The sequence below is a fragment of the Bacteroidota bacterium genome (genome assembly GCA_016721765.1).
Taxonomy (GTDB): Bacteria; Bacteroidota; Bacteroidia; order UBA4408; family UBA4408; genus UBA4408.
Map to the genome: position 1 here is coordinate 135195 of JADKHO010000001.1, position 13326 is coordinate 148520.

Consider the following 13326-nt stretch of genomic DNA (forward strand, 5'->3'; position numbering starts at 1 on the left):
TTTGACAAAATAAATTTTATCAAAAGCTATAGATTTAGATTATATTTGATTGGATGAAATTCCATTTTTTAAAATTATGAAATCGATTTTTATTTGCTGTATTAGCCTATTATTATTCTTCTGCTGCTGCAGCAATCCTCAACCCAAAGCAGCTCCCAAAACTCGCATTGCTAAAGGGAATATAACTTTTGGGGGCGTTTTTAAAATCAATGAAAATGAATATTTTTCCAGCTTATATCCGCATAAAGTAAACGAAATTATTGCACAACAAATTGCCAGTCAGGTGTACGAAGGATTGGTGAAAATATCACCCAAAGATTTGTCCGTACTTCCTTCTATTGCCAGCCATTGGGAAATTAGCAATAATGCCAAAACCTTTACATTTCACCTTCGAAAAGGAATTCATTTTCAGAACGACGCCTGCTTTGAAAAAGGAATTGGGAGAGAAGTTACTGCACAGGATTTTAAGTATTGTTTTGAAAAACTTTGCAGCAGTAATGAAGAAATAAATTCGGGTTTTTATATTTTTCAAGATAGAGTTGTGGGGGCAAATGCCTATTATGAATCAACCGAAAAAGGAGCGCCACTTTCAGAGGGAGTAACAGGGGTAAAAGCGTTGAACGATTCCACCTTAGAAATCGATTTAGAATATTCGTTTCAAGGTTTCTTAAACATGCTGACCATGCCATTTGCCTGGGTTTTCCCGCACGAAGCTGTCGAAAAATATGGGTCTGAAATGCGCACCCATTGCGTTGGAACAGGCCCCTTTTATGTGAAGGATGTCAAGCACGATGAATCCATTATTTTAGCAAGAAATGAAAACTATTGGGATACGGATAAACTAGGAAACCAATTGCCCTATCTCGATATCATTAAATTCTCATTCAATAAAGAAAAAACAGCTGAATACCTCGAATTTAAAAAAGGAAATTTGGATATCGTTTCCGGAGTTCCTTCAGAAATGCGGGAGGAATTAATGCGGGAAAGCAATAGCGGTAGCGCTAATTTCAATTTGAATATCACACCAATCATGTCTATCAGTTATTATGGATTTCAAACACAAGGGAAATTGTTTCAAAACAAAAAATTGCGACAGGCTTTCAATTATGCAATTGACCGCGAAAAAATTGCAAAATTTGTGTTGTTAGATGAAGCACGTCCTGCGCTGTATGGAATAGTTCCTCCCTCCTTTCCAAATTACGATACACGTGCCGTAAAAGGTTTTTCGTTCAATCCAGAACTGGCACGCAAATTATTGGCTGAAGCAGGTTATCCAAATGGACAAGGATTCCCGGTTGATTTTGCATTGCTCTTAAACAGTGGAGGAGAGCGCAATATAGAGGTGGCACAGGCCATACAAAAAATGCTTTCCGACAATTTAAATGTAGCCATCAAATTAAACGTGTTGCCCTTTCCGCAAAAACTCGATCAAGAAAATAACGGAAGTGCTCAATTTTGGAAATCGGGTTGGGTAGCGGATTACCCCGACCCGCAATCGTTTTTAGATATTTTTTATGGTAAACTGGTTCCTGACTCTGGTGGGCTTTCACCGGTGAACTCGGGCCGTTATAAAAGTGTGCGCTTTGATTCGCTTTATGAAGCTGCTCTAAAAGAAGTGGACATACAAAAAAGATTTTCGCTGTATCAGCAGGCTGATCAAATTGCTATTAACGATGCGGCTTACATGCCCATTTACTATGATCAAAGTACCTACCTTACTCAAAAATATGTGCGTAATCTCGACTTTAATGCACTTGATTATTTAGATCTTTCGCAGGTATATTTTCAAAAGAAAGAAGCTACACAGCAAGCTTCAAAATCTAGCGGAAGCGCACAAAGTAAGGCTGCACAGAAATAGTTTACACACTTCGGTGCCTTTGTAAAGTAACATGTTGCTGTTACTAACTATACATTTCCTTACCTAAAATTATGCTTGGAGCTTAGTAATTTTACAAAATAAAATAAACCTGTCATGAAAACATTAATCAGAAATTTAGCTCCGTATATACTTAGTTCCATACTTTTTTTAAGCGCTTGCGTTCCGGCGCGTCAATACGAAGAATTACAATCCCGTCAAAAAGGATGTTCGGATGAAAACATTTCTTTAAAATCGCAAAATCAAGATATCAGCACAAAACTCACCGAATGTGATGCAGCACTTACTGAAGTGCGAAAGCGTGTGGCACAATTAGCAAGCGACAGCATGCGTCAATCGAATTCGATGAACATGCTTACCAAAAATTACGATAAGTTAAATGAAACGAATGAATTGCTCTTAAACAAAAATCGTGATTTGCTTTCTGGAAATGTTGCCGAAAATAAAAAGTTGGTGGGCGACTTGCAAATGACACAGGAAGAATTACAACGCAAACAAGATGCTTTGAAAATATTGGAAGGTGAATTGAATGCCAAAAAGAAAAACCTGGATGATTTAACCGCCGATTTAACAGCATCTCGCGCTGAACTTAAGAAACGCGAAGAAAAAGTAAATGAACTGCAAACCGTACTAGCACGAAAAGACAGCACCGTGAGCGCCTTAAAGAAAAAAGTTTCGGATGCACTCTTGGGTTTTGAAAATAATGGACTTACCATCCAACAAAAAAATGGTAAAGTATATGTGTCTCTGGAAGAACGTTTGCTCTTTGCCTCCGGAAGTATTGTTGTAGATCCGAAAGGTGCCGATGCCATAAAAAAACTGGCCAAGGTATTGGAGCAAAATGCGGATATAAATGTTTTGATTGAAGGGCATACAGATAATGTTCCTTATAACAGTGCCGGTGGTGCCATTAAAGACAATTGGGATTTAAGTGTATTACGCGCGACTTCTATTGTAAAAATCATTACTCAAAACAGTAAAATGGATCCTACCCGTTTAGCTGCTTCGGGCAGAGGCGAATTCTTTCCTATTGATGCAGCAAATACTGCTGAAGCAAGAAAGAAAAACCGAAGAACCGAAATTATTCTTACGCCAAAATTGGATGAGATTTTAAAGGTGTTGGAGACGAATTAGTGATTAACAGATTGCAATCATTAGAAGTGCTTTATTTTGATGTTTGATGGGACATTCGGTTAAGTGAAAATAGTACAATATATCTCCAATATTTTACCTAAAATATGTTGTAATATTTTCTAAATAGGATCTAGAGCGTGGTAATCTTAAAACCAGTTCTTCTTTCCAAATTCTCTTTCTGTCATTGTTCCAAAAGAAAAATCATTTTGTCTTTATCAATTACTTATGTAAAAGGTAAGCAAAGACCAAATTCATTCTAAACTCAAGGAGCAGAATTTATCCTGTTTGCCCTATTCGAGTAATGTGGCATAACATTTTTAAGCTTGGCATTGAGGCTGATTTTAATACAAAGTTCAATAATATTTCAAATTTTTAAAGTATGCATAAATGCTCTCCTTTTGACAAACCTCTTTTAACTGTGAGATTTGATGTATTTTGCTTATTTTTTATTGCTTTGTAGACATTAAAAACAGTGTTCCAATTATAATTACGTCTTGAATAAAATGAATTGTCCAAGCCCAAAAGAAACCATTTGTTTCGTAAAGTGATTTAGCTAAAACGAGTCCTAACACTCCTGCCATAGTTGCACCTATCAAGCCATTTGGCATTCCTGCTAAATGGGGAATTCCAAATAATAATGCAGAAATTATATAAATTGTCATTGGTGTCAAAAGCCCTTTTAGGGGCGACACTATTCCGATTCTATAAATAATTTCTTCGCCAAAGGAATTGGTTATAGAAAAAAGGAAAATCCAAAAAATACCACTTTGTAAAGTTGCCCAACTTATTGGTATTAGTTTCAATTGTAAATACATAAATATACCCGTTGCTAAACTAATAACAATAGATAACGAAATTCCGGTTTTCAGCCAACTGTCATTGGCTTTAATACCAAACAATTTCATTTCTTTTGCAGGGCTTGAAATGTTGCCAAAGTCGAAATAATTAATAAAATTCTCTTTGTTTAATAAATAGGTTGTTCCAATCGAAAGTACTGTTATCAATAAAAGTAAAAACTGATAATTAAATTGAACGTTTACATAATCATATTGTGAAACTGAAATCAATCTATTTGTTTTTGATTGCTGAGCAGAAAAAAGAATTAGTGCTGTATAAACAACTACAAGAATTATCGGTATTACTATTTTAAACTTCCCCATTTTTAAACTTATTAAATCAAGTGCAAAAATGAAAACATAATTCCCGAAAAAACATATCCTAGGGTAAGAAATGAAAATTAAGAAATTTTTTTTCTTAATCGACTAAAACTTTCTGGTGTAATTCCCAAATAGGAAGCAATGTATTTGTTAGGTGTTCTATGAATAATGTTTGGTTGCTTTGTAAACATTTCAAGATAGCGCTGTTCAGCAGTTTTAGAGAGTAGTTCTAACTGTTGCGTTTGTTTGTGAATGTACATACTTTCGGAAGCAATTTGGCAAATTTGTCGTCCATATTCCGTTTTTGCCAATAGTTCAAAATTTTGCTTATCTATTCTAAAAAGGGTAGACGGTTCAAAACAAATAACTTCAAGGTTGGTTGCCTGATTGGTAATAAAAGAAAAATAGTCTCCAAAAAAATCACCTTCATAACACAAGTCAATGCACAAATAATTATTGTTTTGAAACAACATAATTCCTCCTGAACCTTTTACTATAAAATAGAAATATTTTTCTCGCTCATTATACTTTTTAATCACTTCATTTTTTGATGTGTCAATTACTTGTCCACTTTGAGCAAAAGTCTCCCAAATTTCAATTGGTGCTATAAAATATGGGTCATATGATTGCTTAAATATTTCCGCTAAATGTTGCATTCCTTAAAGAGTGTTATAACTTGTAATGCGCCCTTTGACCTTCAGGTGATTTCCAATCACCTGAAATCCCAACAAGTTGATGATCCCACCCACTACTTAATTCCTCCGATCAATCCCCCACATCAATTTTTTGCGCAATGTATCGTGAAAGTGCTGGTTTTGCAGGCGTACCAAATTTATTTTAAAAGGGGCACGTTGAAGTGTCATGTCTATCTCGGAATGAATATTTTCGGAACGTGAATCTAAGGATACCAAAAAGTTTTTATGTCGCCCTTCAACCTTTAAGGTGAGGATATCTTTATCGGAAATAATGATAGGGCGCACATTTAAATTATGCGGTGCAATCGGAGTAACAATAAAATTTTCGCAATCGGGAACAACAATTGGTCCGCCGCAACTTAAGGAGTAGGCCGTAGAACCGGTGGGCGTGCTTACAATTAAGCCATCGGCCCAATATGAGTTCAAAAACAAACCATTCAAATACGAGTGAATGGTAATCATGCTGGAGGTATCCTTTTTAAGAATGGTAAATTCATTCAGCGCAAAATTCATGTCGCCAAACAAATTATTTTGTGTGCTCAACTGTACCAGTGTTCTACTATCTAACGAATAATTATCGGTGCATAGGGAATCAATAGCAAAACCAATTTCCCGCTCCGACACACTCGATAAAAACCCTAATCGCCCGGTGTTAATTCCAAGTATGGGAATGCCCGAACCCTTTATCAATGCTAATGTTTCGAGTAAGGTGCCATCACCACCCAAACTAAACAAAAAATCGATTTTATTTACAATATGCTTGCTTTGCGAAAAGGTTGTGATATCACTTCCAAGTTTTAATTTATGCTTAATGAGTTCATGAAAAGGTTCGAATACCGCAATCTCAATGGCACACCTTTGCAATTTCGAGATCAACTCTACTACTGCGTCCTCATTAAGTTTGTCAAATTTTTTTCCGTAAATCCCTACTTTCATTGTTTTTAAATTGGGGCTACTAAATGTAAGAAAATTCCTGTTTTATGTTGCGCATTCACTGCTCCTTCTACCCTAAAAACCAAATCATAATAGGTCACAAAATCAATCCCAATGCCGGTGCCGTATATAAATTTATTGGCTAAATAATTATCCCGCGCATTATTATTGTCGACCACATAAGCTGCATCTGCAAACAAATTTACATAAAAGGCGTAATGAAAAGTATTAAATTTTTCGGATGGTACCCATGTCAGTTTTTGCACATGCGGTTTCACCAATTGATACTTTAAGTTGGTTTTTAACAAACCGTAATTTTGTCCATCAATTACATACAATTCATATCCTCTTACAAAATCTGAAAAGCCCAATCCGCGTTGCACAAAATAGGGTTGATTGGCATTGGGTGACAACTTAAATTTAATTCCCTCTGCTGCATACACTCTATTCCATAGTTTATCGTAGCGATTAAAAAGCACTTCGGTTCTAAACACATTAAAATTTTCTTCTTTTAATAAGCCAAACCCAACTTGAGTCACATCCAACATGGCAATAAATCCATTTAAGGGATAAGGCTTGTTATCGCGCTCATCCTGTCGGAACTGAAAATTGAGTGAAAAAAATTGTGTTTTTGTTGCATTTCTGCTGAAGTAATTTTGCGTTATGAATCGTATTGTATCCTCCACATGCGCTTCATTATAGCGCAATTCCATACTGTGCGAACCATAAATTCCAATGCGATAACCTAAGCGTATGCGCGCACCCAATTCTTGGCGTACATACTTATTGGGATCCTTGTAAAAAATTTGCTTGTTGTTTTCCGACTTATATTGTATTTCGTGATTTCGCGAATAGGCAAAGGATAGTCCCAATCCAAGGTTTTGCTTTTTATTGAGATAGGGAATATTGTATGCAAAACCGTATTGTTCTGCATAGCCAAAACGGGCTCTAAATTGTATGTTTTCTTTCCGTCCTCTGAAATTGTTTTTCACTATATAAAAGCCGTAACTCACGCGCTCCATATTTGGATTTTCGAGCCAGGTATTAAAGTTTCTTTCCGAAATTTCAAATATTGGATTGGGCCATAAATACCAGCGTTCAATTACTTTTACAAAAATATGCAAGGTATCTGATTTCACATTCTGAGTATCCACCGTAGCAAAATTAAATAAGGAAGTATTGATTATATTTTGTTGTGACTTCTTTAGCAAATCACTTAATTCATTTGCATTTATGGTATCGCCAGGTTTTGCAGGAATTTCGCGGAGTATGATTTTATCTTTGGTTTTTTTATTTCCAAACAAACTAATTGACCCGAGAATGTATTTTTTTTGATAGGTGCTGTCCATCACGGTTTGCCCGGATGACTTAAGCACTACTAAGGAAATTAGAAAAAGTACTACAAGGTTTTTCATCAAAAAAACCTCTTACACATTTAAGTAACTTAAGAAAGAATCGAATCGGTCTTTCATTTCGGTATCGCCTTCACTTTCGTGGATGGTGTTTTTTACCGAATAATTAAAACGATAAAAAGTTTGAAGGATGGAGGATAAATCTGCGCGATTTATTTTTAAGGTAACTTCCAGTTTGGTTGAATCAGTTGGTGAGGAGATATATAAGCTCAATATTTTAGCATCATTACTCTCCACAATTTTAGCTATCTCAGCAAGGTAATAATCATTGGTGTTTAACTCCAAAACAATAACCCCACCGGGTTCCTTTAAAGAGGCCATGTCCGCAAACTTTTCGAGCAGGGTTGAAAGTTTTATGCTTCCCAAAAAATGTTCTTGCTCGTCCAAAACCGGTATCAGCGAAAGCTTGTGTTGCGACAACATGCGCAATACTTCATAAAAATGCTGATGGCTATACACAAAAGGTCGAACCAACGAAAGCGTATGATTTCCAATAGGGTCGTTAGGAGCATTTAAATCCAAAATGTCGTTTTCAGAAATCAATCCCAAAAATGCCACATTGTTTACTATTGGCAAATGTGATACGCGCAACTCATCCATCCACGCAAGTGCTTTCACTCCGGTATCGGAAGTTTTAAGCGGTGGTATATCGTCGGTCATTAACTCTAGAGCTAGCATGATGTATACGGATTAGTATTACAAACCTAAGGATTTTAGCGCAGAACACAAAAGCTGCATTTTACTACCAACGTAAAATCTAATTTCTTTATTTTACAGTCTAATATTTATTTAAATGACAAAACTAAGTGTAAACATTAATAAAATTGCAACCCTTCGAAATGCGCGTGGTGGCGCTATTCCGGATGTATTAAAATTTGCACAAGATTGCGAGCGCTTTGGTGCACAAGGAATAACTGTGCATCCACGCCCCGATGAGCGACATATTCGCTACCAAGATGTGTTGGATTTAAAACCGCTTTTGAAAACCGAATTTAATATTGAAGGATACCCCACACCTGATTTTATTGACTTGGTAAAAAAAGTAAAACCAGCGCAAGTAACACTTGTGCCCGACCCTCCTAATGTGCTTACTTCGAATGCGGGATGGAATACAAGAAAGCATCAAAATTTTTTAACCGAGGTTATAGCAGTATTTCATGTCGACAACATTCGCACTTCACTATTTGTGGATACAGCTGCTAAAAACCTCGAATATGCTGCTAAAACAGGCACCAACCGCATTGAACTATACACAGAAAGTTATGCTAAATTATATCCAAGTGGAAAAAAAAATGCGGTAGCTCCTTTTGTGGAAGCAGCTAAAATAGCCCAGTCGCTAACATTAGGTATTAATGCCGGTCATGATTTAAGTTTGGAAAACTTAGCCTATTTCGCGCAGCAAGTTCCCGGATTATTGGAGGTTTCGATTGGTCATGCCCTTATTTCCGATGCTTTGTATTATGGCATCGAAAACACTATTCAATTGTATTTGCGGCAGCTTAACATAAAATAGCGCTTACGGTTTTTACCGCAGAGGACGCAAAGAGGACATAAAGAAGCCGCAAAGTACGCTAAAGTGATAGGGATAAAATTCATTTCGCTTTTAGCGACTCATCCACAGGCTTTGCGATAACTTTTTAAAACTCTATTTTTTACCTTAACGTGCACTAAGAATTCAAAAATCAAGCTGAGCTTGATGTTGAACTATATCTCTGCGTGCTCCGCGACACCTCCGCGAACTTTGCGGTTAATTTTTGAGCTCCCAATTTTTTACCTAATCCCCATTCTTAATAGTAAGCTGAAAAGTATCTATCGGAGAATATCAGATAAAAAAAACGGCCCTGAATACCAGAGCCGTTCTTTTTGAAAGCGTTACGAATTACTGAACAGCAACTCTAACTACTTTTGAACCTGTTGAAGTTTTAGCAACAACTGTGTAAATACCTTTATCAGTAGAAGTTGTATTCCACTCGATTTGGTGAACACCTGCAGCTTGTGCTTCGTTAACTAAAGTTGCAACTTCAGCACCTAATACATTGTAAACTCTTACAGTTACATTTTCGTTGCTGTTTAAAGAATAAGCCAATTTAGCCAATCCGTTTGCAGCTGGATTTGGAGAAACAGTTAATGCATTAATTGCATTGTTTACTGATTTAATTCCTGTAATGTCAACGATAGTCATTGTAGAATCGTTAAAAACACAATTTACAACAATGCTAGAACCAGCTGTGTAAGTTGATAAATTAAGGTGTCTGTTACCATCGCCTACACCACGCAATTCGTCATTTCCCCAAGCATGGTTGATTCTGTATTTAAAAGGTGAATCTGATGGTGTTGCAGCAGTAATCAAAGCTGTTCTCTCATAAATTCCATTTCCAACTAGAACAAAATCAGTTCCATTTGGAGTAAACGGATCTCCGCAGTTTACTGTTTCTGCAGCTGACCAACCATTGTAATCACCGCCCATAGCTTCAACCACATCTGTAATAGGGTCAAAAGGAATAGCAGTACATGCAGCATCAGCACCTAAACTTGCTGCTGACATGTCCACTCGAAAAGTAACTAAAACTTGCGCGTTAGCAAAAGATGCCATCGCAAGAGCAATCATTGTAATGTAGATTTTTTTCATTTTTGTTTTGATTTTGTGTTAGTATTAAAAATTATCGTTCAAATTTATAAACAATTAAAGCTAATAACAAGGCTAATTATCGAATTGTTTAAACCTAGAAGTGTTAATTTATTTAAACGGCTTTGGACTTGTGCTCTTTTGCAAGTAACTCTAATTGAGCGTACCAGTCATTTCCAAACTTGCGCACCAAGGGTTCTTTTAAGAATTTATATACCGGAACATCTAGTTTTTCGCCGCAGTTACAGGCGGGTTTACATACATCCCACTCTTCATAATTAACGGCTTCAAAATGCTTATACTTGGTAATCCTAACCGGATATAAATGACAAGAAATAGGTTTTTTGAAATCCACTTTTCCGGCATAAAATGCCTTTTCAATCGAGCATTTAGCGATGCTGTTTTCAAAAATCACAAAAGCACAATGTTTCACACCGTCTACCAAAGGCGTAACTAAATCACCATCTGAATCAATTAAAGAAACGCCCATTTTTTCAATTTCGGCAATTCCCTCTGCATTCATAAAAGGCTTTACGGTAGGATATATTTTTGCAAGAATTTCTGCTTCTTCCTTTTCCAAGGGAGCACCTGAATCTCCGGCTACACAGCACTCGCCCTTACAAGCATTGAGGTCGCACACAAACTTACGCTCCAATATATCGTCTGATACCAGCGTATTGTCTATTTCAATCATAAAACTGTTGCTTTCCAAAATTTAAATAGCCTACTTAGAGTTTAACAAATCGCGCAGCGGTAGCGCTTTTCCCGGACTTTACTTCAACAAAATAAATACCCTTTTCGAGCCCATCTAAATTTAAGTTATGCTTAAACTTAGTACTGCTTTTTATTAATTCTTCAGAATAAACTAATCTGCCTAAACAATCCGTAAGTGTTACTAGTATTTTTCCGCTTAGTGCTGAATTAAGTTCTATCGCAACATTACCACTCGATGGATTTGGGAATACATTAAGCGCATTCGCTTCAAAGCCCACCGACTCTACACCATTAGGAATTTGAATCGAAAAATTTGCATTGCTCATGTCAAAGAAAATATTTCCAACCGATTGCACTTTTATGCGGGCTTGATTTGTATTTACTTGTGGTAAGCCACCGCTGGTAGGGATTGTAACTGTTTCGCTGCCATCGTTTGGAGTATTGGCTAAAAGTGTATAAGGAAAAGTAAAACCACCATCTACCGACAATAGAATATTCACGTTAGCACAGTTAATGGGTGCTAAATCAGTGGAACTTACATCCCAAGTAACTAATTCGTTTGCACCAAAATGCCACAGCACCGATCCCACATTAGGATCTGTAACTAAAAACGGATTCGTTGTATTAATCACATCCACTGCTACAGAAGTAAGATTATTTGCCACTCCACCTCCGCCGGTTCGGTTATCTCTAGCGGTAAATTTAAAGTGCATCGTGCGTGCATAAGTAGGCAATTTTTCACCCAAAACGGTGGTGTTGTTAATGATACTAATTAAACGAGGAAAAGTGCGTGATGAATCAGCAACGGGCGTCCAATCTCTAAAAATAGCTGCGTCCCCACTTGGCGTATTGGGGTTTCCAAATGGTCCTGAATCATACTGTTCCCAAATGTAAGTCATTGGATCCCCATCAAAATCAGTAGCCGAACCGGTTAAAACAAAAGGCGTTTTAAATGGAATTACGTAATCGTTTAACGTATTAATAACAGGTACGCTATTATTGGTAAAACTCACGGCAGCGCATGAATTCCCTGCCGAAAAAATCGTGTAATTAAATATTTCATTATAACTTTCTGTATGAAAAATAGGATCACTGTGGTTTTGTAAATCAAAAGGCGAGCACAAACTGGCATAAGCCATAATGGTACTTCCGCTGCCCGGTTCAAAATTATGCCCTTGTGCCGCATTACCGTTACACCCACCCGAAGTATTATTATTAAAGGTGTGATTTGCACCAAACTGATGCCCCATTTCGTGTGCAACATAATCCACATCAAAAGCATCGCCCACAGGATTAGGCAAACCAGTTACACCATTAGCTTTTTGAGAATTATTGCAGATTACGCCCAATCCGGCAATACCACCACCGCCTGTGCTAAACACATGACCAAAATCGTAATTTGAAGTTCCAATGCGATTTGTAACAGTAGTCTGATTTTGCCCTAGCATAGCACCTCCGCTATTGTTGGAATAAGGATCACTTCCCGCATTCAAAAATATTAAGGTATCAGTATTGGCAACTAATACCATACGCACCGCTACTTCTGTTTCGTAAATGCCATTTACACGATTCACCGAAGTTACAATTCCCGATAAAGCTCCGGGCACTGTACCGCCTTTGGTTGCTGCATATTCGCCGGTGCAGGCCATTGCTAAACGATAGGTACGTAGCTCATCTCCGGTATCGTGAATTTTTAAATTGCCTTTTGAGGAATGTGCTCCAATTTTTTCAACAAGGCTTTCTTCTTCCGACTTACTGCCCTGCAATTCACAATGCCTTTCGTACGCATTGGGCATATCAGATTTGTAATAACAGATATAATTTTCAAGTTCAGTATTATTTACAGGATCAATAAAAACATATCCATTTATTGTCGAAAGCATAGCATGAAAGCCAAGATAACTCAAATCAAGGCGCATCCATGCATGCACATCATCAATACCTTGCGCCACATAAGTTTTTATGAGCGGATATTTTGCACTTAATGCAGGATGCATCACTTCTGTTTCAACAATCGAAAAACGACTGAATGTACCATCGGGCAATGGAAATTCCAAAATCAACCCTTTGTTGCGGTCAACTGTATATTCTTTCGGAGCTGCATTTAATGCGGTTCTTAATCCGACCAAATCCAAACGATAGCCCAAAAACTTTTCCGGATAAACGGTTCTTTCTTGGCTAAGGTTAAAGGTGGTTATGGTGGCTGTTTTCCAAAATGCACTGTTTTGTGCCGTTGAAACTGCAGCAATAAGCATGGATGCGGCAATTGCACCGAAAAATTTTTTTAAATTAAGTGTACTGATTTTTTTCATCTGGTTAGATTTGGGTAAACTATAATAATGTAAAACAAATATACAATTTTGTAAGGGTAAATGTTTATTAACGATTGCCTTCTTCAAATGGCAACTTAGGAAATGGACTGTCTTCCTTATTAAAAACCATGTAGTAGTTTTTCTCATCCCCATCAACTGGCGCAATAAAATATTCGCCGGTTAAAGTCATAAAATAAGCATGGAAATTTTTATTGTTGAAATCAATTCTTACCCGGTTAGCACTATTTACTATATCAACACCTTCATAGGTTTTAAACTTGGGATACTTTGCTGCCAATGCCGGCGACATTACCTGCACTTCAATAATACTATAGGTAACAAAACTGCCATCCGGCATCGGAAATTCAACAGCCACTTTTAAGCGTGTTGAATCCGGCGCAACTAGTTTTCGAAGGCCTTCTTCATCGAGTCTATAGGCCATGAATTTTTTTGGTAGTGAATCTTTA

12 protein-coding genes are annotated in these 13326 nt (G+C 37.0%); 3 read left to right on the forward strand and 9 right to left on the reverse strand.

The features are described 5' to 3' along the window. The first annotated feature begins 76 nt into the window (after window positions 1-76). Both IPP32_00555 and IPP32_00560 read left to right on the forward strand, forming a co-directional pair. Complete coding sequence (locus IPP32_00555; protein ID MBL0046582.1) at window positions 77-1858, forward strand: peptide ABC transporter substrate-binding protein; 1782 nt, start codon at window positions 77-79, stop codon at window positions 1856-1858. Between the two features lie 114 nt (window positions 1859-1972). Then, window positions 1973-3010, forward strand: a complete 1038-nt coding sequence (locus IPP32_00560; protein MBL0046583.1) for an OmpA family protein — start codon at window positions 1973-1975, stop codon at window positions 3008-3010. A gap of 446 nt (window positions 3011-3456) precedes the next feature. Here the strand turns inward: IPP32_00560 and IPP32_00565 are convergent, their stop codons facing one another. From IPP32_00565 to IPP32_00585, 5 genes are all read right to left on the reverse strand, one after another. Next, window positions 3457-4170 (reverse strand): CPBP family intramembrane metalloprotease, encoded by a 714-nt coding sequence (locus IPP32_00565; protein MBL0046584.1) that lies wholly within the window; start codon window positions 4168-4170, stop codon window positions 3457-3459. Between the two features lie 77 nt (window positions 4171-4247). Next, window positions 4248-4823, reverse strand: coding sequence for a Crp/Fnr family transcriptional regulator (locus IPP32_00570; GenBank protein ID MBL0046585.1), 576 nt, complete (start codon window positions 4821-4823; stop codon window positions 4248-4250). Between the two features lie 96 nt (window positions 4824-4919). Beyond that, window positions 4920-5798: an NAD kinase gene (locus IPP32_00575; protein MBL0046586.1), complete on the reverse strand. Its 879-nt coding sequence runs from the start codon at window positions 5796-5798 to the stop codon at window positions 4920-4922. Between the two features lie 5 nt (window positions 5799-5803). After that, entirely contained in the window at window positions 5804-7210 is a 1407-nt protein-coding gene (locus tag IPP32_00580) for a BamA/TamA family outer membrane protein (GenBank protein MBL0046587.1), read from the reverse strand. A gap of 12 nt (window positions 7211-7222) precedes the next feature. Further along, a complete protein-coding gene (locus IPP32_00585) occupies window positions 7223-7885 on the reverse strand; it encodes a CBS domain-containing protein (GenBank protein MBL0046588.1) in 663 nt (220 codons plus the stop codon). A 115-nt stretch (window positions 7886-8000) separates the two neighbouring features. On the opposite strand from IPP32_00585, the gene IPP32_00590 reads away from it, so the two are divergent. After that, window positions 8001-8720, forward strand: coding sequence for a pyridoxine 5'-phosphate synthase (locus IPP32_00590; protein MBL0046589.1), 720 nt, complete (start codon window positions 8001-8003; stop codon window positions 8718-8720). A gap of 366 nt (window positions 8721-9086) precedes the next feature. On the opposite strand, the gene IPP32_00595 is transcribed toward IPP32_00590, so the two are convergent. The 4 genes from IPP32_00595 to IPP32_00610 all read right to left on the reverse strand — a co-directional run bounded on the left by IPP32_00595 (window position 9087) and on the right by IPP32_00610 (window position 13301). Continuing rightward, complete coding sequence (locus IPP32_00595) at window positions 9087-9836, reverse strand: T9SS type A sorting domain-containing protein (protein MBL0046590.1); 750 nt, start codon at window positions 9834-9836, stop codon at window positions 9087-9089. Between the two features lie 112 nt (window positions 9837-9948). Then, window positions 9949-10527, reverse strand: a complete 579-nt coding sequence (locus IPP32_00600; protein ID MBL0046591.1) for a DUF3109 family protein — start codon at window positions 10525-10527, stop codon at window positions 9949-9951. 34 nt (window positions 10528-10561) lie between these two features. Next, the gene (locus IPP32_00605; protein ID MBL0046592.1) at window positions 10562-12859 is read right to left on the reverse strand and encodes a T9SS type A sorting domain-containing protein; all 2298 of its coding nucleotides are present in this window, start codon (window positions 12857-12859) and stop codon (window positions 10562-10564) included. Between the two features lie 67 nt (window positions 12860-12926). After that, window positions 12927-13301 (reverse strand): hypothetical protein, encoded by a 375-nt coding sequence (locus IPP32_00610; GenBank protein MBL0046593.1) that lies wholly within the window; start codon window positions 13299-13301, stop codon window positions 12927-12929. Window positions 13302-13326: the final 25 nt, after the last annotated feature.